General features: G+C 47.7%; 17 protein-coding genes. 5 read left to right on the top strand and 12 right to left on the bottom strand.

The window, feature by feature from the left end:
- Positions 1-82: 82 nt before the first annotated feature.
- From nuoF to metC, 7 genes are all read right to left on the bottom strand, one after another.
- On the bottom strand, positions 83-1,450 hold the full coding sequence (gene nuoF, locus LPW36_RS00535; RefSeq protein WP_230607563.1) for an NADH-quinone oxidoreductase subunit NuoF: 1,368 nt from the start codon (positions 1,448-1,450) through the stop codon (positions 83-85).
- Positions 1,447-1,932: an NADH-quinone oxidoreductase subunit NuoE gene (nuoE, locus tag LPW36_RS00530; protein ID WP_140919334.1), complete on the bottom strand. Its 486-nt coding sequence runs from the start codon at positions 1,930-1,932 to the stop codon at positions 1,447-1,449. The genes nuoF and nuoE overlap by 4 nt, the downstream gene beginning before the upstream one ends.
- A gap of 2 nt (positions 1,933-1,934) precedes the next feature.
- Positions 1,935-3,731, bottom strand: coding sequence for an NADH-quinone oxidoreductase subunit C/D (gene nuoC, locus LPW36_RS00525; protein ID WP_230607562.1), 1,797 nt, complete (start codon positions 3,729-3,731; stop codon positions 1,935-1,937).
- 80 nt (positions 3,732-3,811) lie between these two features.
- On the bottom strand, positions 3,812-4,486 hold the full coding sequence (locus LPW36_RS00520) for a NuoB/complex I 20 kDa subunit family protein (protein WP_108901848.1): 675 nt from the start codon (positions 4,484-4,486) through the stop codon (positions 3,812-3,814).
- Positions 4,487-4,501: 15 nt separating this feature from the next.
- Positions 4,502-4,933: an NADH-quinone oxidoreductase subunit A gene (locus tag LPW36_RS00515; RefSeq protein ID WP_108901847.1), complete on the bottom strand. Its 432-nt coding sequence runs from the start codon at positions 4,931-4,933 to the stop codon at positions 4,502-4,504.
- A gap of 533 nt (positions 4,934-5,466) precedes the next feature.
- On the bottom strand, positions 5,467-6,834 hold the full coding sequence (gene dcuC / locus LPW36_RS00510) for a C4-dicarboxylate transporter DcuC (RefSeq protein ID WP_230607561.1): 1,368 nt from the start codon (positions 6,832-6,834) through the stop codon (positions 5,467-5,469).
- Positions 6,835-6,911: 77 nt separating this feature from the next.
- Positions 6,912-8,084, bottom strand: coding sequence for a cystathionine beta-lyase (gene metC, locus LPW36_RS00505; protein ID WP_230607560.1), 1,173 nt, complete (start codon positions 8,082-8,084; stop codon positions 6,912-6,914).
- Between the two features lie 601 nt (positions 8,085-8,685).
- Here metC and purB point away from each other — a divergent pair.
- The gene (gene purB, locus LPW36_RS00500) at positions 8,686-10,050 is read left to right on the top strand and encodes an adenylosuccinate lyase (RefSeq protein ID WP_130590937.1); all 1,365 of its coding nucleotides are present in this window, start codon (positions 8,686-8,688) and stop codon (positions 10,048-10,050) included.
- Between the two features lie 129 nt (positions 10,051-10,179).
- Entirely contained in the window at positions 10,180-11,568 is a 1,389-nt protein-coding gene (locus tag LPW36_RS00495) for an MmgE/PrpD family protein (protein ID WP_230607559.1), read from the top strand.
- A 492-nt stretch (positions 11,569-12,060) separates the two neighbouring features.
- Here LPW36_RS00495 and LPW36_RS00490 read toward each other — a convergent pair whose 3' ends face one another.
- Positions 12,061-12,951, bottom strand: coding sequence for a LysR family transcriptional regulator (locus LPW36_RS00490; protein ID WP_230607558.1), 891 nt, complete (start codon positions 12,949-12,951; stop codon positions 12,061-12,063).
- Positions 12,952-13,635: 684 nt separating this feature from the next.
- Between LPW36_RS00490 and brnQ the strand changes: the two genes are divergently transcribed.
- The 3 genes from brnQ to yfbR all read left to right on the top strand — a co-directional run bounded on the left by brnQ (position 13,636) and on the right by yfbR (position 17,557).
- Positions 13,636-15,003, top strand: coding sequence for a branched-chain amino acid transport system II carrier protein (gene brnQ / locus LPW36_RS00485; protein ID WP_230607557.1), 1,368 nt, complete (start codon positions 13,636-13,638; stop codon positions 15,001-15,003).
- A gap of 288 nt (positions 15,004-15,291) precedes the next feature.
- On the top strand, positions 15,292-16,785 hold the full coding sequence (locus LPW36_RS00480; protein ID WP_230607556.1) for a pyridoxal phosphate-dependent aminotransferase: 1,494 nt from the start codon (positions 15,292-15,294) through the stop codon (positions 16,783-16,785).
- Between the two features lie 166 nt (positions 16,786-16,951).
- On the top strand, positions 16,952-17,557 hold the full coding sequence (yfbR, locus tag LPW36_RS00475) for a 5'-deoxynucleotidase (RefSeq protein WP_230607555.1): 606 nt from the start codon (positions 16,952-16,954) through the stop codon (positions 17,555-17,557).
- A gap of 280 nt (positions 17,558-17,837) precedes the next feature.
- Here the strand turns inward: yfbR and LPW36_RS00470 are convergent, their stop codons facing one another.
- From LPW36_RS00470 to LPW36_RS00455, 4 genes are read right to left on the bottom strand one after another with little or no spacing between them, the layout of a single operon-like run.
- Entirely contained in the window at positions 17,838-19,043 is a 1,206-nt protein-coding gene (locus LPW36_RS00470; protein ID WP_230607554.1) for an ABC transporter permease, read from the bottom strand.
- Entirely contained in the window at positions 19,040-19,729 is a 690-nt protein-coding gene (locus tag LPW36_RS00465) for an ABC transporter ATP-binding protein (RefSeq protein ID WP_230607553.1), read from the bottom strand. Before LPW36_RS00465 ends, LPW36_RS00470 begins: the two co-directional genes overlap by 4 nt.
- Before the next feature lie 14 nt (positions 19,730-19,743).
- Positions 19,744-20,223: a hypothetical protein gene (locus LPW36_RS00460; RefSeq protein ID WP_230607552.1), complete on the bottom strand. Its 480-nt coding sequence runs from the start codon at positions 20,221-20,223 to the stop codon at positions 19,744-19,746.
- A 2-nt stretch (positions 20,224-20,225) separates the two neighbouring features.
- Positions 20,226-21,980, bottom strand: a complete 1,755-nt coding sequence (locus tag LPW36_RS00455; protein ID WP_230607551.1) for an alkaline phosphatase — start codon at positions 21,978-21,980, stop codon at positions 20,226-20,228.
- Between the last annotated feature and the right edge of the window lie 69 nt (positions 21,981-22,049).

The following is a 22,049-nucleotide window of genomic DNA, read 5'->3' as shown; positions in this document are numbered from 1 at the left end:
TTCCTGTAGCCCGCAACAGCGGGCATATAACTTAAAAAATTCGTTCCCGGATCGTCGTCGTTTCTTTATATATCAATGACGCTTACCAACGCTGCTTCAACAGGTTTGGCTGGATCCCGGCGATTGGATTCAGGTTATTAAAGGTTTTCACCTTAATACCCGCTTCAAACTCTTCACGGAAATACTTAATCGCACTTTGTAACGGCTCAACCGCTCCCGGTGCCAGTGCGCAGAAAGTGTGGCCCGGCGACAGGAAACGACACAGCTGCTCAAGGGTTTCAACATCACCCGGCTGGCCTTCGCCCTTTTCCAGTGCGGTCAGAATTTTCACGCTCCACGGTAAACCGTCACGGCATGGCGTACACCAGCCGCAGGATTCGCGCGCGAAGAACTCTTCGAGATTGCGAGTCAATCCAACCATACTAATTTTGTCATCAACGGCCATCGCCAACGCGGTACCTAAACGGCTACCGGCTTTTGCAATATTGGCAAAGTCCATTGGTAAATCGAGATGTGCATCAGTGAGGAAATCGGTTCCTGCTCCACCCGGCTGCCAGGCTTTTAGCTTCAAACCATCCTGCATACCGCCAGCATAATCTTCCAGCAGTTCACGCGCGGTAATCCCGAAAGGTAACTCCCACAGGCCCGGATTCTTCACCCGACCAGAGAAGCCCATCAGTTTAGTTCCCGCATCCTGGCTCTTGCCGGCAGACAGCCCGCGATACCACTCAGGGCCATGCTGAACAATAGAAGGCACGTTACACAGGGTTTCTACGTTATTTACGCAAGTTGGTTTACCCCATGCACCGGAAGTGGCCGGGAATGGTGGCTTGGAGCGAGGGTTAGCACGACGGCCTTCCAGCGAGTTAATCAATGCAGTTTCTTCACCGCAGATATAACGCCCTGCACCGGTATGAACAAACAGTTCGAAATCAAATCCACTGCCTAAAATGTTCTTACCCAGGAAGCCGGCCTTTTTAGCCTCTTCAATGGCACGACGCAGATGGTCGGCTGCTTCAATATATTCACCACGCAGGAAGATATAACCGCGATAGGCTTTCAGCGCAAAACCGCCAATCAGCATACCTTCAACCAGCAGGTGAGGCAGTTGCTCCATCAGCAGACGGTCTTTATAAGTGCCCGGTTCCATCTCATCTGCGTTACACAGGATATAACGGACATTCATGCTTTCGTCTTTCGGCATCAGGCTCCACTTAAGACCCGTGGAGAAACCTGCGCCGCCGCGACCGCTTAAGCCTGAGTCTTTGACGGTAGAAACCACATCATCCGGCGCCATTCCCTTCAGGGCTTTTTCCGCACCGACATAACCGCTTTTGCTACGGTACTCATCAAACCATACCGGCTGCTGGTTAGCTCGCAGGCGCCAGGTCAGAGGATGTTGCTCTTCTGTCAGGATACGTTGAGTACCTAAAAATGTTGGCCCGCTCATTGATATTGCTCCAGTAGTTTCTCAATATCTTCCGGTTTCAGATGTTCGTGAGTGTCCTCATCGATCATCATACTTGGCCCTTTGTCACAGTTACCTAAACAGCAGGTTGGCAACAGGGTGAAACGTCCATCAAAGGTGGTTTGGCCCGGCTTGATATCCAGCTTTCTCTCAAGCGCTGCCTGAATCCCCTGATAGCCATTGATATAACACACTACGCTGTCGCAGTAGCGAATCACATGACGGCCAACCGGGCGACGATAAATCTGGCTGTAAAAGGTGGCCACACCCTCTACGTCACTGGCAGGAATGCCTAATACATCAGCAATTGCCCCAATGGCACCATCAGGAACCCAGCCGCGTTTCTTCTGCACCAGCTTCAGTGCTTCAATCGATGCCGCGCGCGGATCTTCGTAATGGTGTTTCTCGTGCTCAATGGCTTCGAGCTCTTCCGCACTCAGCGTGAAAATTTCTTTATCGGTCATAACTAGCGATCCACGTCTGACATAACAAAATCAATACTACCCAGATAGACAATTAAGTCTGATACCAGGCAGCCACGAATGACGGACGGGATCTGCTGCAGATGCGCATAGCTCGGCGTACGAACCCGGGTACGGTAGCTCATGGTGCCGCCGTCGCTGGTCAGATAGTAGCTATTGATCCCTTTGGTGGCTTCCACCATGCTGAACGATTCGTTCGCTGGCATTACCGGACCCCAGGACACTTGCAGGAAGTGAGTAATCAGGGTTTCGATATGCTGCAATGAACGCTCTTTCGGTGGAGGCGTAGTCAGTGGATGGTCTGCTTTAAACGGCCCTTCAGGCATGTTATTCATACACTGCTCCAGAATCCGCAGGCTCTGGCGTAGCTCTTCCACTTTCAGCATCACACGGTCATAACAGTCGCCGTTATAGCTGATGGGCACTTCAAACTCGAAGTTTTCATAGCCAGAGTATGGACGCGCTTTACGCACATCAAAGTCGATACCCGTTGCGCGCAATCCGGCACCGGTAACACCCCAGGCCAGCGCTTCTTCTGCACTGTACTGAGCCACACCAACGGTACGGCCTTTCAGAATGGTGTTTTGCAGCGCAGCTTTAACATAAGAGTCAAGACGCTTCGGCATCCAGTCGAGGAACTCTTTTAGCAGCTTCTCCCAACCTTTTGGCAGGTCGTGAGCCACACCGCCAATACGGAACCAGGCCGGGTGCATACGGAAACCGGTAATAGCTTCAACGATGTCATAAATACGGGCACGGTCACTAAAGGCGTAGAACACTGGTGTCATCGCACCAACGTCCTGAATATAGGTAGAGATATACAACAGGTGACTGTTAATACGGAACAGCTCAGACAGCATCACCCGGATGGTTTTCACCTTGTCCGGAACCTCAATGCCTGCCAGCTTCTCAACCGCCAGTACATAAGGCATTTCATTGATACAACCACCCAGGTATTCAATACGGTCGGTAAAAGGAATGTAGCTGTGCCATGACTGGCGCTCGCCCATTTTTTCTGCACCGCGGTGGTGGTAACCGATATCCGGTACGCAATCGACAATCTCTTCACCGTCCAACTGCATAATGATACGGAATGCACCGTGAGAAGATGGATGGTTAGGACCCAGGTTGAGGAACATAAAGTCCTCATTTTTGGTTCCACGCTTCATACCCCATTGCTCAGGTTTGAAGGTCAGTGACTCCATCTCCAGATCTTCTTTCGCTTTGGTTAAGACAAAAGGATCGAATTCTGTCGCACGTGCCGGGTAATCTTTACGCAGCGGATGCCCTTCCCAGGTGTCCGGCATCATAATACGACGCAGGTTTGGGTGACCATCGATAGTGATACCAAACATTTCCCAGGTTTCACGCTCATACCAATTGGCGTTAGGGAAAATGCCGGTCACGGTCGGCACATGCAGGTCGTTCTCCACCAGAGCGACTTTCAGCATAATGTCTTTATTACGCTCAACAGAAATCAGGTGGTAGAAAACGGAAAAATCCGCAGCCGGTAAACCGTTGCGGTGAGTACGTAAACGTTCATCCATACCATGCAAATCAAATAGCATGACATAAGGCTTGGGTTGCTTACGTAAGAAGGTCATTACCTCCAGAAGCTGCTCACGTTTAACCCACACCACCGGCACGCCAGTACGGGTAGGCTGAACGGTAAAGGCGTCTGGCCCAAAACGGTTGTGCAGTTCACCTATTACCGGATCATCGAGATGATCCCGTGTTTGCCAGGCGGGTTGGTCGCTCGCCTGCGTCATCGGTTCTGTCATAGTTGTTTTCGCCGCTCATTACTCAAATAATATTCTGTTGCTAAAACACCCGCATTAACGGGCAGGTGCTTTGGCTAAAGTTAAATTTCGTCAGGGGTGCGCAGATTCGTGACGGCAATGCGCTCAGCGCGCTTGCGTTCTTTTTCTGACTGCATCTCTTTGCGATACACGCCCTGCTCGCCAACCACCCAAGAGAGCGGACGACGTTCCTGACCGATAGAATCACGTAATAACAGGAGTGCCTGCATGTAGGCTTCCGGACGCGGCGGACAACCGGGAATATACACATCAACCGGTATAAATTTATCAACGCCTTGTACTACGGAATAGATGTCATACATGCCGCCAGAGTTGGCACACGCACCCATCGAGATAACCCATTTAGGTTCCAGCATCTGATCGTACAGACGCTGAATAACCGGCGCCATTTTGACGAAACAGGTTCCGGCAACCACCATAAAGTCGGCCTGACGCGGAGAAGCACGCAGTACTTCCGCACCAAAGCGAGAAACGTCATGAACCGCGGTAAACGAGGTCACCATTTCAACGTAGCAACAGGACAGACCGAAGTTAAAAGGCCAGAGCGAGTTTTTACGCCCCCAGTTAACGACATCGTTCAGGGCAGTATCGAGCTTGCCCATAAAGATGCCTTTTTGAGCATCCTGTTCCAGGGGATCGGTGACAATTTCCTGTTTTTGTAGAGGATAACGATCGTTTTCACCGTCGAGATCTACGCGAGTGAGCGTATATTTCATCTTCAAGCCTCGCTGTTACTGCAAGTTACTGGGAATTTTTGCGCTGTTCTTAAGCTGCCGTTTGGAACGCTGTGGCGTCCAGTCCAATGCACCGATGCGCACCAGATAAAACAATCCGGCCAAAAGAACAAAAATGAAAATGGCTGCTTCGATGAAACCTATCCAGCCGCTTTCACGAACAGAAACAGACCAGGCAAACAGATAAAGGGCTTCAACATCGAAGATAACGAAGAACATGGCAACCAGATAGAATTTAGCAGAGAGGCGCAAACGTGCGGACCCTACGGCATCGATACCTGATTCATATGGCGTATTTTTGGTTCTTGCTCTGGCACGCCCCCCCAGGAAATAGGCGGCGGTAAGCATGAAGGCACACAGCCCCAACGCAATAACAATAAATACGGCAAAAGCCCAGTTATGGGCGAAAACTTCAGTGCTTGTAGGCATATGCTCTTACTACTCTTAGAAAAAATAGTATTTACCGGCTTGTTCTCAGGAGAGCCAATCCGATGACTACGACAATTAAAAGGAAAAATAAAACGCCTGCGCCTTGGTTGGGCTTCATTGTCTTACGCAATGATTAACGTGGAGTTTTACTCTTTTTTACAACAATTTGTCAACATCAACCAAACATTTACTAATACAAATCACAAAACAGAGATAAAACTGCTCGATCTAACTAAATCGAGTCAGCATAAAAATAACTGAACTCAATCAAGCGGCTATTCTGACAGAAATAGATATTTTTACCACCGTTGTAACAGAAGTTTTTCTTTGACATTCCCACATCATGAAACATTTCTGGTACATCCTGGAAATATTAGTGTTGCTTCTTTTCGCCACACGGCCTTTGGTAAGCATAGCTTTCAGCCAGATATTCGTATAGCCAATAAGGCGATTAAGAAAGACTTTTTCCTGAAAACGAAAAAGGCGACTAATAAGTCGCCTTTAACACAAGTTTGTAACATCGGTTGAAATAGTTACCCGAGGTAAATAAAGGTCATCACCAGGTTCACAATGGCCGCCACCGCCATAGGAATTGCGGTACGTTTTACCACCTGGAATGGGGAAACGTTGGCAATACCAGCGATAGCCACAATGGCGGCGGTAATGGGTGATACCGTTCGTCCAAAGCTGGTCATAATTTGCATTGGCAGGATCAGTGTTACTACGTCCACTTTCAGGAAGGCCGCAATTTTTGGCGTTAAGGCTGCAAAAGAGAAGAATGCCGCATTACCGGAACCCATCAGGAATGCCGCCAGCGCCAGAATAAAGCTCATGACGATGATCATTGCCCCTACGCCGAAGCCCGCATTCTGCGCCGCCGTAATCAGCGTATCTACCGCGCCCACTTTCAGTAAACCGTTAGCAAAAACTTCACCACATACAATCAGTGAAACCACCAGAACAAACTGTTTACCCATTCCCTCGAAGAACAGCATAAAACTGTCCATCACCGCTTTGGCACTCTTCAATCTGAAGTACTCAAACACCAGCGCCACAATGGTACTGATAATCATCGCCGTGGTGACATCCATCTTAATGCTGGAATGGAAAATCGGGCTAAAACCAATGATCAGAACTAAAGGTACCACCGGTAAGAGTGCATAGATGAGTGGCGGACGGCTGTGATCGTTATGGTCAATATTGTCCATCGTTTCCTGATTAAATACGTAGCCTTCACGTTTATCCCACCAGCGCTGTGCAATAAAGTGGGTAACCGCTACCGCCAGAATAATCGGAATGGTCACCGGTAACTGATGGTGGACAAAGTAAACCGCCGGATCGAGCCCTGCCGTTTTCGCCGCCATGATAACGTTACCGGAGCCTGGGCCGTGGTCAATAAACTGACAAGTACCAATCACCGCCAGCGCCGACAGAGGACTAACGCCGGTACGAATCAGAATAGGATACATGGTCACCATTAATAGCATTCCCAGCCCGGCATGGCTTGGAATAAAGATAACCAGAACCTGAGTCACCAGAAAGGAAACCACTAATAGAATATAAGGAGAACGCACCGCTTTTAACGGGCGCTCAAACACCGCAAACAGCGCTTTACTGGCACCCACATGGTCCATATAGCGCGAGAAACCGGCAATCGCCATCAGGGTCAGGCCCAATCCTGCAAGCCTTGAACTTAATAAATTGCTAAAGACCTTAAAGATGTCAAAAAACTCAAAGTTAGTGGTGGTCTTTTCCGGTAATAAGGGCCCGATATCAAAAGCGACCGTTAACCCCATCAACAATAAACCACCCAGCAACAGAACCGGTTGTGGCTTGTACCCCTTCGCCAGCATATAAATCACCAGCACCGTCACCAATAAGGCAAGAATAACGCCAAGCATAATTTTTCCTCATTAAAATGGTCTGAACAGTCAGGTTCCGGCAGGCGATGACTCCACGACTCGCCCGTCGGATAACATCAGACTTTCAGCGCCTGAATTCCCTGTTCTAAATCCGCCAGCAAGTCACTCACCTCTTCCAGACCGATATGGAAGCGAATGAATTGCCCGTGTTGGCTCCAGTCCGTTGCGCTGCGTGCCCCTTTAACGTTGGCCGGCAACACCAGACTTTCATAGCCACCCCATGAAGCACCAATGCCAAACAGATCCAGCGCATCAATAAAGGCTTCAGCCTGAGCCAGGGTGTATTGAGGGTGTAGCTCAATGGTTAGCAGGCCATTTAATCCTTTACAGTCGCGTTGATAGAGATCGTGGCGAGGATGGTCTTCCAGACCCGGAAAATAGACTTTTTTCACTTCCGGACGCTGCTGTAACCACTTGGCTACGGTCATCGCGTTTTGACCATGTACCGCCAGACGGGTAGACAGCGTTCTCATTCCCCTCAGAACCAGAGAGACATCATCCGGGCTGCTTACCTGACCCAGCGCTTCCGGCAGTTCGCCGATTTGATTCCATGCCTGTTCGTTGGCGACAACAATACCCATCATCACGTCGGAGTGACCGCACAGATACTTGGTTGCAGCAATTACCGAAACGTCGGCCCCCAGTTCCAGCGGGTTATATAACCAGCCAGAACCCCAGGTGTTATCTACGGCTACCGGTATATTGCGCTCATGAGCAATACGGCAGATTTCAGGCAGATCCAACATCTCATACAGCAGTGAACCCGGTGATTCAGCGAATACCAGTTGAGTTTCCGGACGAAGTTTGGCTTCAAAATCGCTGCCATCAGTTTTAAAGAAGTCGTAGCTAATATTGTTTGGCTTTAATAAGTGGCTACAGATTTTACGCACCGGCTCATACACCGAGTCAGCAAAGAGTACGTGGCCTCCGGCCCGGGCATAGCCCATGATAGTGACAGCAATAGCGGCCAACCCGGTAGGGAATAGCTGGGCACGATAACCACCTTCCAGTTCAGTAATTAATTGTTCTAATGCGAAGGCGGTTTCAGTACCCCGGGCACCGTAGCTCAGTAAACGCTCAGTTTCTCTGCGTTTACGGGCATCACGCCAGGTAGTGATTGAATCAAAAAGAATGGTGCTGGCCCGCATTACCGGCGGATTTACCGGACCAATGTCCCGTGCTGGTCCTCTGCCACCATGAATAAGACGAGTTTTGCGCGTTTGAGTCATTATTATTTACTCCTTAGAAAGAATATTTCCGGATATATTTCTTTATTTTTCACTACAAATTAAGAAATAGAGAATTAATGAAATAGATAATTGAACGGGTTATAAATTCATTCGATATATAAAAGATAAATCATCTCAGCTCAATTTTCATTCAAATATATCCTTGCTACCTGAATTGAAACTACCACCTAAAAATTAACTAAAAAATCCAAATAAATTGAAATATTGATCGCGATCTCAATTTAATACATTAATTATTCTAAACAGTGTTGAAGCTAAATTTATATGAGAATTTAATTCAACAAAAACAAATAGATGCAAATAAAAACCACAATTAAATAATCACATTAACTTTTTGTTTAAGTCAGTGATAAGAGCATTTTTAGATACATTAAAATTATTTAACAATGGATTAATATTACTAATGGAATATTAGTCTAAAACACCTTGTTTATCTTCTTTCGTTATTGGAAGATTAAAACAAGACCATAATTTGAATTTACAAATTAATTACAGAATATTTAAAAAAATAATAACACCTAATGAGTGTTATCTATTCCTTCGTATTACTAAAACCCTATTTAAATTAGGAGCTAAAATTATGTCTACCAGCGTTTTTGACTCAGTATTACTGAAGAACCTGTGGTCCACCGAAGAGATGCGTCAGGTTTTTTCTGACGATGTGCGTATGCAGATGTGGCTGGATTATGAAGCAGCACTGGCCATTGAACAGGCCAAAATGGGAATTATTCCTCAGGAAGCGGCCGATGAGATCGTCGCCTGCGCCAAACTTGAACGTCTGGATATGGATTTTATCCTTGAGCAGGTTCGTTTAACTAAGCATCCGCTGGTACCTACTATTCGCGGCCTTGAACATGCTTGTGCTAACGGTTTTGGTGAATATGTTCACTTTGGTCCCACTACTCAGGATGTGATGGATACCGGTATGGTATTACAATTTAAAATGGCGCATAAAATTTTCCTGCGCGATCTGAAAGAGATTGGTCGTTCATTACTAAAACTGTCCGAAGAGCACCGCAATACCCCAATGGCTGGCAGAACATTAGCCCTTCAGGCAATCCCTATTACTTTTGGTCATAAAACCGCAATCTGGCTGGCAGAAATGATGCGCCATCATGAGCGTCTGGTACAGCTGGAACCGCGTCTGTTTGTAGGTAGCGTAGTGGGTGCCGTAGGTACCAAAGCCTCATTTGGCGAAGGGGCTGATGAACTGGAACAGCGCGTACTGACTCGCCTCGGTTTAGGCACGCCGGAAATTTCCTGGCAGCCTGCCCGCGACCGCTTCTGCGAGTACGGCATGGTACTGGGTATGATTAGCGCCACGCTGGGCAAAATTGCCAATGAAATCCTGCTGCTGGCCCATAACGAATTTGATGAAGTTGCCGAGCCTTTTGCTAAAGGTCAGGTAGGTTCTTCGACCATGCCTCATAAACGTAACCCGGCAATTACTGAAAACGCTTCCTGCGTCAGTAACACCTTAAAAGGCAACGTCTCTATTCTGTTAGATCTGATGAAGCATCAGCATGAACGCGATGGCGCTATCTGGAAAATGGAGTGGAAACTGTTACCGGAAATCTGCCTGATGCTGTCCGTCATTATGGATAACATGAAGTTCACCCTTTCCGGCCTGCAAGTGAAGAAAGAGAAGATGCGCAGCAATCTGGATATTCTCGGTGGCTTTATGCTGGCAGAGCGCGTGATGTTTGAACTGTCGGAAAAACTGGGTAAGCAAACGGCCCATGAACTGGTATATGAAGCCTCAATGCACGGCTTAGAAGATGGCGGAACTTTCAGTCAGGCGCTGTCAGACGATCCACGCATTAAAGCCGCGTTAACCAAAGAAGAACTGGATGCGGTTCTCGATCCAACCACCTATGTTGGCAACGCGCCACAGCAAGTTGACCGCGTAGTCGCTGAAGTTAAAGCCAGCGGCTGGCTGAAGTAATTACCTCATCAGTGACAGGGGAAATCATTAAACCTCTGTCACTGATTCAGCCCGACAGAGCCCATCTCAGTAAGCGGTCTTAGTGAGATAAGCCCTGAGAACCACTCGAAAGCATCTGGAAACACAATCATGACCCACAGTGAATATTTAAGTCAGTTTATTACCCAACAAAATTTTCAGTCTATTCCCCCTCAGGTTATTGAGCGGGCCAAACTTCACTTACTGGATACCTTTGGCGTTGCGCTGGCGGGCTCTGTTCAGGCTAACGGCATCAACAGCCGTACCAGTCTGGTTGAAATGCCACACACGCAGGGAACATGTCGGATATGGGGAAGCCCCTTCACCCTTTCTCCTGCTTATGCGGCAATAGCAAACGGTATTGCCTCGCACGTGCTGGATTTTGATGATACGCATACCGACTCTATTGTTCACGGTAGTGCAGTGCTGGCACCCTTAGTTATGGCGCTGGCCGAAGATCTGAAGCTTGATAGTCGCACTATGTTGGCTGCCTATGTGATTGGCTGGGAAGTCGCTGCCCGGGTAGGTATTGCCTCTAAAGGCTCATTTCATCAGCGCGGTTTCCACTCCACCGCTATTGCCGGCGTATTTGGTGCTGTAAGCAGCGCCGCCCATTTGCTAAAACTAAACCCGGAAGCCTGTGCTCACGCCATTGGCTTAACCGGCAGTCAGGCCTCCGGCGTAGCGGAATACCTGACCAACAGCTCTTCGGCTAAATGCTTCCATGCCGGTTGGTCTGCCCATTCCGGACTGATTTCAGCTTATATGGCCCAAAGCGGTATGACAGGACCACTGACCATTTTTGAAGGCCGTTACGGGCTATATGTCACTCACGGTATAAAAGAAAATGCCAAACCGACAGAAGTGTATGCTGAATTAGGCCAGCGTTGGGAGATGATGCATGTTTCCATTAAACCATACCCATGCTGTCATTTTGCTCACGCCACCGTAGATTGCGCCCGTATGTTACGCCAGGATGGTATCGCACCGGATAACATCGAAAGTATTCACTGTGTAGTGGACCCCATCGCCGCCGCGCTGATTTGCGAACCATTAGAAAACAAGTTTGCTCCACAAACGCCTTATGCCGCGAAATTCAGCCTGCCATATCTGGTCGCCAGCGGCATCTACGATGATGGCCTGAATCTTTCATCATTCCAGCCGCAGCAGTTAACCCGTCCGGAAGTATTAGAGATGGCAAAAAAGGTCTCTTACCGTTATTGCCAACCGGGAGAGATCCCCTTCCCGACCTACTTCCCCGGTTACATTGATGTGACGCTGAAAGACGGTGCCAAAGTCAGCAAACGTCTGGATATTAACTATGGTAATCCGGATAACCCAATGCAGCGCAGCGACGTAGAACGCAAATTTCGCGACAACGTAGCCGGCATATTGACGCCGGAAGCCACTGAAAAAGTCATTAAACTGGTCAGCGATTTGGAAAATCAGTCAATCACCGAGCTGGCAAAACTCCTCACTGACACAGTGAAGTCATTCTAATAATAAAAAATATTATTTCCTTGTATACCCCTTGCCCTTATCTCACTCTAACCGTGATAAGGGCCTTTTTTATTCTTCTGTCCATGAGTAATAAAAATATCGCTTTTCTTTTAACTTTGTCCTTTTCACTGCCCTTGATCTGGCCCTTCAACAAAGAGCACTGGAATTCAGCCGACAACTGAGAGAGGGTAGCACGCCAAACAGGGATGTTTGGCGAGGCATGGCTTCGTCTGACAAAATTGCTCCTGCAATTTTGAACAGCACAACGTGCTGGCCCCGTAGGGGTTAGCCTCATGGATGAGGCGAATAAACCGAATCCATGCCGGTGCGTAAGCCCGAATGAAGGCGGAGGGAAGTCGCCGTCAGGCGACCTGGATTCGTGTGCGAAGGCGCGGGAGTGCAGAGGGCGCTCGCCCCAGCGCCCTTTGCTCGGCCACCTGCACGGCAGTCAATTCAAACACGGCACTATTGGTGGGCGAAACTGACACATAACTATATTCCTCCATCCTCCAAATGATAATCATCCCCCTTCAGCGACTCAAACAACACCTTCGCCGCCTTCTGCGGACTATTACTCCGCATATACAGGTTATATTTAATATCCGGCAACCGCGGCAGGCCATCCGCCTCCCCCAGAATTCTTAAATCATCACCCAATAACTCAATGGAACGCGCCATTATTCCTAATCCTGCCCGAACTGCCGCTCTGGCCCCCGAGAGCGTGGTGGCCACATAGGCGATTCGCCAGGCAATACCCGCCTGCTCCAGATGATTAATCGCCATATTGCGATAAGTGCTGGGCTCATCCAGCACCACTAGCGGCAATGGCTCATCAATATTTAGTTCATAGTTAGTGGCGCAATACCATAAAGAGGGAGAAACCCGCAGTACCAGACTGGGATAATCGACGCTTTCTACCGTGGAGATAGCCATATCCACTACGTCATTTTTCAGCATCTCCATCAGAAACGGGCTGCGCTTAACGACAATTTCAATCACCAACCGTGGATATGCTTTAGAAAAACGGGAGAGTAGCTCAGGTAAAATAGTATTGGCCGTATCATCCGGTGAACCGATACGTAATACACCATCCACATCGTCATACATTAATGAAAGACATGCTTCATCATTCAGACGCAATATACGCCGGGCATAGCCCAACATTTTTACGCCATGTTCGGTCAACGATTTATTTCGTCCGCTGCGACCAAATAGTTCTTTACCAACCAACTGTTCCAGACGTTGCATCTGCTGGCTAACGGCAGATTGTGTACGGTGCACCGACTCCGCTGCGGCGGCAAAACTATTACCCTCGGCCACAGCAACAAAGGTTCGTAACAGATCAAGCTCAAGATTAGGAATTGGACGTTTCAGATTTACCATAGTGTAACTCTTTCATTTCTCCACAGAACTACCGGGCGTACTCTGTTAGTTGATCATCGCTAAATCACGCCAATGACAACCAGAATTGGATTACCTTATCCTACTCCCATACCAAGCGCAAAGTTGATATAGCCACTGGCATTCGCCAAAAAATACGCTTTTAGTAAAAAAGAAGATAAAATGACTCAACAAATTATTCTGATTGAATCATATTCCACATATTTATTACCTCGAATTGATTAAATCAATGCGCCGTTTGATTGATTTTTAGTCAACCAATATTTGCCAAATCGTTATATTTAACCTTTAACGCGCAACCTGACTGCCCTTACAACCACAATTAAGCGAATTAATTAGACTAAACATCCATTAATGAGCAATAAACCAGCTATTAAATCCAATAATTTGGTTTCAGCACCAAATTTTTGCATATTTTATGCTACTGCTATTGCGTAAAGGCCGCCAATCATAGAGTATCCCCATTGAATGGTAATCCGCTGGATAATTGACTCAGTTTTAGTGAATAAATTGGGTTTATTCATTAAAACTGAATTTAAATGCAATTTGCGCGTTTTTTACCACACATTAATCTATTATTTAACCGGACTTGGCTTTTTAAAATTTATTTATTTTATAAAAATAATCAATAAGTTATCGGTTTTTATTTAAGACAAGGAATGACACATGAACCAACGTTTGAGCCGCGCCGATACCATCGGCTTAGGCTTAATGACCTTCGCTTTCTTTTTAGGCGCAGGCAACATTATCTTCCCTCCATTGGAAGGCCAGTTGGCAGGTACTAATGTACTGTATGCCATGTTTGGCTTTCTGTTGACTGCGGTAGGCCTGCCGCTGGTATCGATTATTGCCGTTGCGCGCGTTGGTGGTGGTTTACCTTCCATGACCACTGACCTGCCAAGAGGCACCGGTACTTTTGCCGCTGTATTGCTGTTTATCATTATCGGCCCGGCTTTTGCTACACCTCGTACCGGTCTGGTCGCGTATGAGATGGCAATCAAACCGCTGATCGGCACGCTGGAAGATAACCAACTGACATTGTCTGCCGATATTATTCTCGATAAAACACAGGCTATCATTACCAGTCTGTTTTTCGTTATCACCCTGATCTTCTCCTGGAGCCGCGGTAAGCTGATTGATAACATCGGTAAGATACTGACTCCTGCCCTGTTCCTGTTGTTGATCTGTCTGGCTATTGGTGTGGTAGTTGCTCCTCAGGGTGCACTGTCTGCCCCTACTGCCAGCTATCAGGATGACTCCTTTACTAAAGGCTTCATCGGTGGCTATAACACCATGGATACCTTCGCTGCACTGATGTTTGGTATGTTGCTGGTAGACGTACTGCGCGGTAAAGGTGTAACAGAACCTAAAGCCACTTATAAGTATCTGGTGATTGCCGGTCTGATCGCTGCTGCAGGTTTAGCCTTTGTTTATATTTCGCTGTTCTGGCTGGGTGCAACCTCCTCAACCGTTGCGCCGGATGCCAAAAACGGCGGCGTGGTTCTGGCGGCTTATGTACAAGCTCTGTTCGGCCAACCGGGGCAGTGGATCCTTTCCGGTGTGGTGCTGTTAGCCTGTTTGACTACGGCTGTTGGGCTGGTAAGTGCCTGTGCTGATTACTTCGCTACCCTGACACCGCTGCGCTATCGCCAATGGGTTATTGTGCTGTGCATTATCTGTGCGCTGGTTGCCAACGTAGGTTTGAGCCAGTTAATCGCACTGTCTGTACCGGTATTATTAGCCCTGTATCCACTGACTATCGCACTGGTTGCCCTGACGTTTATTCGTCCGTGGTTACCAAACCCTAAATATGCTTTCCGTACTGTGATGTTTGTGGCACTGATTTTCAGCCTGCTGGATGGTATGCGCGGCATTGCTGGCTTACAAAATGTAGGTTGGATTAAATCCCTGCTGGATGCACAAACTGAGTATATGCCGCTGGCCGCTCAGGGTATGGCCTGGGTTCTACCGACAGTTATCGTGATGCTGTTGGTATTCCTGATTCCCGGGAAGAAGAAAACCGCTCACGGCTAATGACTGATGTATATAAACACCAAAAGGCAGGGGTAACGCTGCTTTTTTATGACCAAACGCCGGGCATTGCCCGGCGTACACCAATGCTGAATACCTCCCCCGGTATCAACACCTCTCCCCAAAATGTATATACACTCACCATAACTCCCCACAAAAACATCTATAAACATTTTTTTAATGAATTTTATTAACCCCCCCTTGCCATAAAGTATATCCAATAGTAGGATTCGCCATATACAAAAACTTACACAACAATATACAACCTATAACGTACTAAGGCGGTGTGGCATGACAGGGTCAAATGAATGGATCGATCTGACATCCTTCAAAAGCGGTAACTCTCAGGCGTTACGCCTAAAAAAAGAACTTTTAGATGCTGCTCCCGCTTTTGCATCAGGCGCGACTATGCGTCTGCTCTCGGATAATACCGGTATTATTGTTGCTTCAGATGAAAACCAGACGGAGCCAAAAAGCGACGATCCTATGGTTAACGCCATGCTGGATGCCGCAGAACAAAGCCTGACTACACCAAAAATCATTAAGCCATCAGGTGAACCAAGCTCAAACAAAGTTATCGAGAAATCCCGAAAGCTGGATAACGTTTGTTACGACATTCGCGGCCCGGTGTTGAAAGAAGCCAAGCGTCTGGAAGAAGAAGGCAATAAAGTTCTTAAGCTAAACATTGGTAACCCGGCCCCCTTTGGTTTTGAAGCACCTGACGAAATTCTGGTAGACGTTATCCGTAATCTGCCGACGGCACAGGGTTACAGCGACTCCAAAGGCCTCTATTCTGCCCGTAAAGCCATTATGCAACACTATCAGGCACAAGGCATTCGGGATATCACCGTAGAAGATATCTATATCGGTAACGGGGTATCTGAACTGATTGTACAGGCCATGCAGGCGCTGCTGAATATGGGCGATGAGATGTTAATCCCTGCTCCGGACTATCCGCTCTGGACGGCAGCAGTTTCCCTGTCGGGTGGTAAAGCCGTGCACTATATGTGTGATGAAGAGTCAGACTGGTTCCCGGACTTAAATGATATTCGTAAAAAGATTACGCCACGCACCCGCGGTATTGTCATTATCAACCCGAACAACCCAACCGGTGCGGTTTACAGTAAAGAGCTGCTGCTGGAAATCGTTCAGATCGCTCGTGAACATAATCTGATTATTTTCGCTGACGAAATCTACGACAAGATTCTTTATGATGAAGCACAGCATCACTCTATCGCAGCGTTAGCGCCCGATCTGTTAACTATCACCTTTAACGGTCTGTCTAAAACTTATCGCGTTGCCGGTTTTCGTCAGGGTTGGATGGTATTAAGCGGCCCGAAAGAGCATGCAAAAGGCTATATCGAAGGTTTAGAGATGCTGGCATCCATGCGCCTGTGCGCTAACGTGCCGATGCAGCATGCGATTCAAACCGCCATTGGCGGCTACCAAAGCATTAATGAATTTATTCAGCCGGGTGGACGTCTGTATGAACAGCGTAACCGAGCCTGGGAGCTGATTAATCAAATTCCGGGGGTTTCCTGCGTGAAGCCAAAAGGTGCGCTGTATATGTTCCCGAAAATTGATGCTAAAAAATTCAATATAAAAAATGACCAGCAGATGGTTCTTGACCTGCTGCTACAACAAAAGGTTCTGCTGGTTCAGGGCTCAGGCTTTAACTGGCCTTATCCGGACCATGTGCGTATCGTAACCCTGCCTCGGGTGGATGAGCTGGAAATGGCTATCGGTAAGTTTGCTAAGTTCCTGGAAACCTATAAACAACAGTAATTATCTGCTGATGGCGGTGTACCCCACCGCCATTCATATTTCTCCTCTGATTATTTTTCTCTGTGTTGACGACTGTTTTCTAAATATTCACACATTCAGTTTGCACTCAACGCGATAACTCCCCACAATCTAGCCTTGTTTTTTGCACCAACAGAGGTAAACCATCATGAGCCAAAACCAAAGTCACTTTTTTGCCTATTTATCGCGTCTGAAATTGATCAGCCGCTGGCCCCTGATGCGTAATGTCCGCACTGAAAACGTTTCTGAACATAGCCTGCAAGTAGCGTTTGTCGCCCATGCTTTGGCGGTAATCAAAAATCGTAAATTTAACGGTAATGTGAATCCTGACCGAATCGCACTGTTAGCCATGTATCATGACGCCAGCGAAGTACTGACCGGCGATATGCCTACACCTATCAAATACTACAATCCGCAAATTGCTCACGAATATAAGAAAATAGAGAAAGTGGCACAGTTAAAGCTGATTGAAATGTTACCCGAAGAGTTACAGCAGGATTTTCGCTCTGTTCTGGATGATAACTACTACAGTGAAGATGAAAAGCTGGTCGTTAAACAAGCCGATGCGCTTTGTGCCTACCTGAAAAGCCTGGAAGAATTATCCGCCGGAAATAATGAATTCACGCTGGCAAAACAGCGACTGGAAAAAACGTTAAAACTCCGCCATAGCCCGGAAATGGACTATTTCATTAACGTATTTGTACCGAGTTTTAGTTTGTCGCTGGATGAGATTAGTGGGGATAGTCAGCTATAGCATAGCCCTTGACCTTAAACTGCGTCGGAATGTTGCCGAAGGAAGACCAAAGGTAGCACGAGCCGCATGGATGCGGCGAGAGGCATAGCGACGCCGGGAGCGGCTCTATGCCGGTGCGTTAAGCCTTTGGGTTGACTGAGGTTGCCGCCGCAACGCGGCGGTCAACATTCTGCGCAAAGGCGCGGGTGTGCAGAGGGTATTCGCCCTAATACCCTCTGCTCGCCGCAAGCTTCGGAGCCAATTTGTACACAATTCTTAAGGCGGCGAAACGTACACAGAATCAAAGTTTCAAAGCCTCCGCAGGAGAATAACGATACGTCAACATTACTGGCAGTAGTAATACCACGCCGATAACACCCCATATCTCCGCTATCAGCAGAGCATCTTCAGGTTGGATGGTGACCGGCAGTTTCATGCCATACAGTGAAGATATACACTGAGATACCCATAGCGTCGCCAGATAACCCGCAATAACGCCCAACAGAATTCCAATGGTCATCATTAACATCAGGCCTGACCAGATTAATGCCACAATACCCCGTTGCGGTGCGCCAAAGGCTCTCAGTGCACCAAGCTGGCGCTTGCGTTGCTCCAGATGAACCACGATCACCATCAGGATTGCGATCACCACCAGAACCTGTGTTCCTGTCGCCATCAGAGAAAGAACCTGACGAGCATCACCCAGCGTACCGTATAAACGCGTCAATACTTCACCGGGAAATACCGCTAAACTCTGGCCGGAACGATATTGGGACCGGAGCTGATAGGCACCGGCAATACTTTTGGGTTTAACCACCACCGCAGAGACATCGCCCTCATGATGATATTTTTCAGCCCCGGCGTTGCTTTCATGTTCTTCCTCACCATGTACCGCCCATACGGCAGTGATAGGTACCAGAATTGCTTTATCCCAGGCATCACCAGAAGTTGGCAATACGCCGGTAACGGTATAATTGACCGCCTCATGTTGGTGAACGCCTTCACTGCCAATCTGACCATGAATAGGGATAACTTTATCACCCACAACAAGCCCAGTTGCCGCCCCAACAATTGCCCCATAATCACTACCAAATACTGAGTTTTTATGGTTCTGACTGTTATTACCGTACTGTATATCCCTGCCACGCAACAGATCGTCATCAGTTCCAATAATCGGCATACCTTTATAGCTGTCACCAAAGGCTAATGGTGATGCTGACTCTACTAATGGGTGCTGTTTCAGTCCATCCAGATAGTGATGAGGTAACAACGGCAACAGCGAAGGCTGTAAAAATACGCTGGATAGTACCAGTTGAGTCTCACTGCCTGCGGCACCAACGATCAAATCAAAGCGATCTGCTGCTCTGGCACTCCCTTCCCGCAACGCTCTTTCTTGCAGATTGACCACCATACTGAAAGCCACGGCGGCGGCAATCAGCAGGGTAAGGGTCAGTGTTCCACCCCACAGGCGCTTAAAATCGGCATAGATAATTTTAAAAGGAATCATAATATTCTTCCCGTGGTGACATCTTTAACCGGGCGACCATTTTCCAGTGTAATTCGCCGACGCATTTCATCACTTAAACGAGGGTCGTGTGTAATGCATATCAGGGTCGCTTTCGACAACTTTGCAAACTGAGTGAGCAAACGGATCACTTCCAGCCCGTTATTCGCATCCAGGCTGGCGGTAGGCTCATCAGCAATAACAATTTCCGGTTTACTCAATAACGCTCTGGCTATGGCCACCCGCTGTTTTTCGCCGCGCGATAAGGTATCTACCACTTGCCGGTGTTGTCGAATACCCACCTGCTCCAGTAGCTCAGCCGCGCGTGTTTTTAACGATGTCGGCAAGCGCCAGTAGTGAAAGCGCGCCGGTAATAAAACGTTATCCAGTGCATTTAATCCGGGATACAGATGGAAGTCCTGCATAACTAAACCAACATGATGCGCCCGCCAGCAATCCCGCTGGCGTTCTGACATACGACCAATATCTTTACCATTCCAGAAAATTTTGCCGCTGCCACTACGCTCAAGACCACTAATGGCATTAACCAGCGTAGTTTTTCCACTGCCGGAAGCGCCGGTAACGGCCACATGCGCTCCGGTAGATATCACCAACTGAGGAATACTTAATGCTGCCTGAACGCTACCGTTAAACCTGACCTGTAACTGATTAATAAACAGTTCTGACATATACAGACTCCCGATTAAAGTTCGCTAAATTGCGCATCTCTCAGGCGCAGCAGGCTGACAAATCCCGTCTCTTTATCGTGCCAGGTTCCATACTCCAGCGTTCCCGTTACTTTTATCATGCTGTTGTTTTGTACAAAGGTTTGGCGTTTGGTGAGATAGACCACCAGAATATCTTCCGGCCAGTCGGCGTCCGAAGAGCAAAACGGACAAATTGCCATCGGCATTTTGGTTAAGACAAAAAACTGGGACTCCGCCTTGATAGGAGGAGCCATAAAACCGGTTATTTCGATTCTTTTACCTGACAACTGCTTTACAGGATCAGAAAACTCCAGCCCCAGCACGCTTACTTTGCTATAAAACTGCTCAAAGGTTAGTGTTGGCTCTGCTTTTAACGGTGATGCGATAAACAGTATCAGCAGCAACCATTGGCAATTACACCAACCGGAAAAACCGCCGGGAAACCTCCGGCAGTTCAGTGCTCTGTATCTTGCCATTATCACCCCTGCTTACCATGGCCTAACGACAGAGAGTCAACAATCACGCGGAATAATTCTGTGTTATCCATATAGCCATGAATGCGTTCAGCGCCCGGGCCCGATGCCTGAACAATCATGTCATCGACAGAGTGCACCCCGGTATCAGTGTTACGCGGAATATTACCGGTTCTTAATACCGCTCCCGGTATATCTTTGTATATGGCGTTGGCAATATACTCCCCCTTCTCATTCTGAATGGCAGGTACAAAGCGTTCGTCGAGCTTAGGCCTGAAGGTTTCATAATGGTCAGGGAAGTTATTAAAGAACACCGCCAGACGTTTAGAGACATCAACCCTGTCCGGATAACCATCACCATCTTTATCCTGATAGTTTGGATAGCCTGCGGTTTCATATACGCCGACTTTCTCACGCATATCGTCACCCGGCTTATCATCATCAACGGTGCCGACTATTGAGATGCCGTGAGTATGGTCACCGGTAACAATAATCAGCGTATCAGGATGGGTTTCGGCAAACTTTTTAGCGATAGCTACGGATTGATCCAGCATAATGGTGTTATAGGCTGCACGTTCCCAATCCAGTGGGTGTGAGGCTTTATCAATTAGCGCTGACTCAACCATCAGGAAGAAACCATCCTGATTTTTTGATAGCACATCCAGTGCGGTTTGGGTCATGTCCGTCAGATCGGGCTGGTCAGGAAACTTTTTAGTGACATCATTTTTCAGGAAGCGCCGGTCCAGCACGTCATCCATATTACCGGTATGGAACAGACCGAGTAGCTTATCCGCACCGGAGCCCTGCTTTTTCAACTGTTCAGCATTGGTCACCAGTTGATAGCCTGCCTGTTGGAAGCGCTCAACATAGTTTTGGTTATCTTTACGTTTAGAGCCCGGTGTCGTTTCCGGTAGAAAATAGGCCGAGCCACCGCCCAGCAATACATCCGGCTTAACGTCATAGAACATACTGACGATTTCCGCTTTATCGGCACGGCGGCGAGTATGAGACAGTACCGCTGCTGGTGTGGCGTCTTCCAGTTCGGCATCACTGACTATACCCACTGACATGCGGGTTGTGCGTTTAATCAACTCACCCAAAGTTTCCTGTTTGGGATGATTAAGCGAATCTTTAGCCCGGCTGACATAAACCCCCAGCGCATTAACGCCGGATTTATGGCCGGTCATATAGGCACTCATGGTGTTAGCGCTATCCGCAGCAATGGAGTCAGTACTTGAAGTGCCGATAAATGCCATATTGGTCAGGTCATCAATAGCCAGACGACCATTGGCTTTCCCTTCGGTAATGCCTTTTGACATCACTCTGGCAGCGGTTCGGTGAGCAACCGACAGGCCATCACCAATAAACAGAATAACGTTTTTAGCCTGACGCTTTTCCGGCGTTTGGTAAACATTCCAGCTTACCGTACCTTTTTCATCACCAGCCGAAACTTCAACTTTATAATCACCCGGCGTAGCAATATCGACATTCTTTATCACCAGCGATGAGGCATTCTGACCATCTTCATCTTTAATAAACTCGCTTTTTTGGTTCCATACCTGTTGGTATGCTTTTCCATTAATTTTGATGCTGACCTGAGCCGGATCCACCTGCTTGTCAAACTCAACCTTAAAGTCAAATTTGCCGCCGGTTAGCATCGTTGCACGGTCGATAGGATAGATATTCACGGCGGATGCCGTAGCAGGAATCACCACAGGGGCTAACGCAAAAGTGAGAGGAATCAACCAACTTGCCTTCATAATATTCTCCTGATTTTTATTTTTCAGAAGCAGATTACTCAGACTGAATGTCAATTTTATGAACGATAT

Origin of the sequence: Limnobaculum eriocheiris, from assembly GCF_021010575.1 — a bacterium.
GTDB lineage: Bacteria > Pseudomonadota > Gammaproteobacteria > Enterobacterales > Enterobacteriaceae > Limnobaculum > Limnobaculum eriocheiris.
The sequence above is the reverse complement of the archived record's forward strand: the minus strand, read 5'-3'. Positions and strand labels throughout refer to the sequence as shown.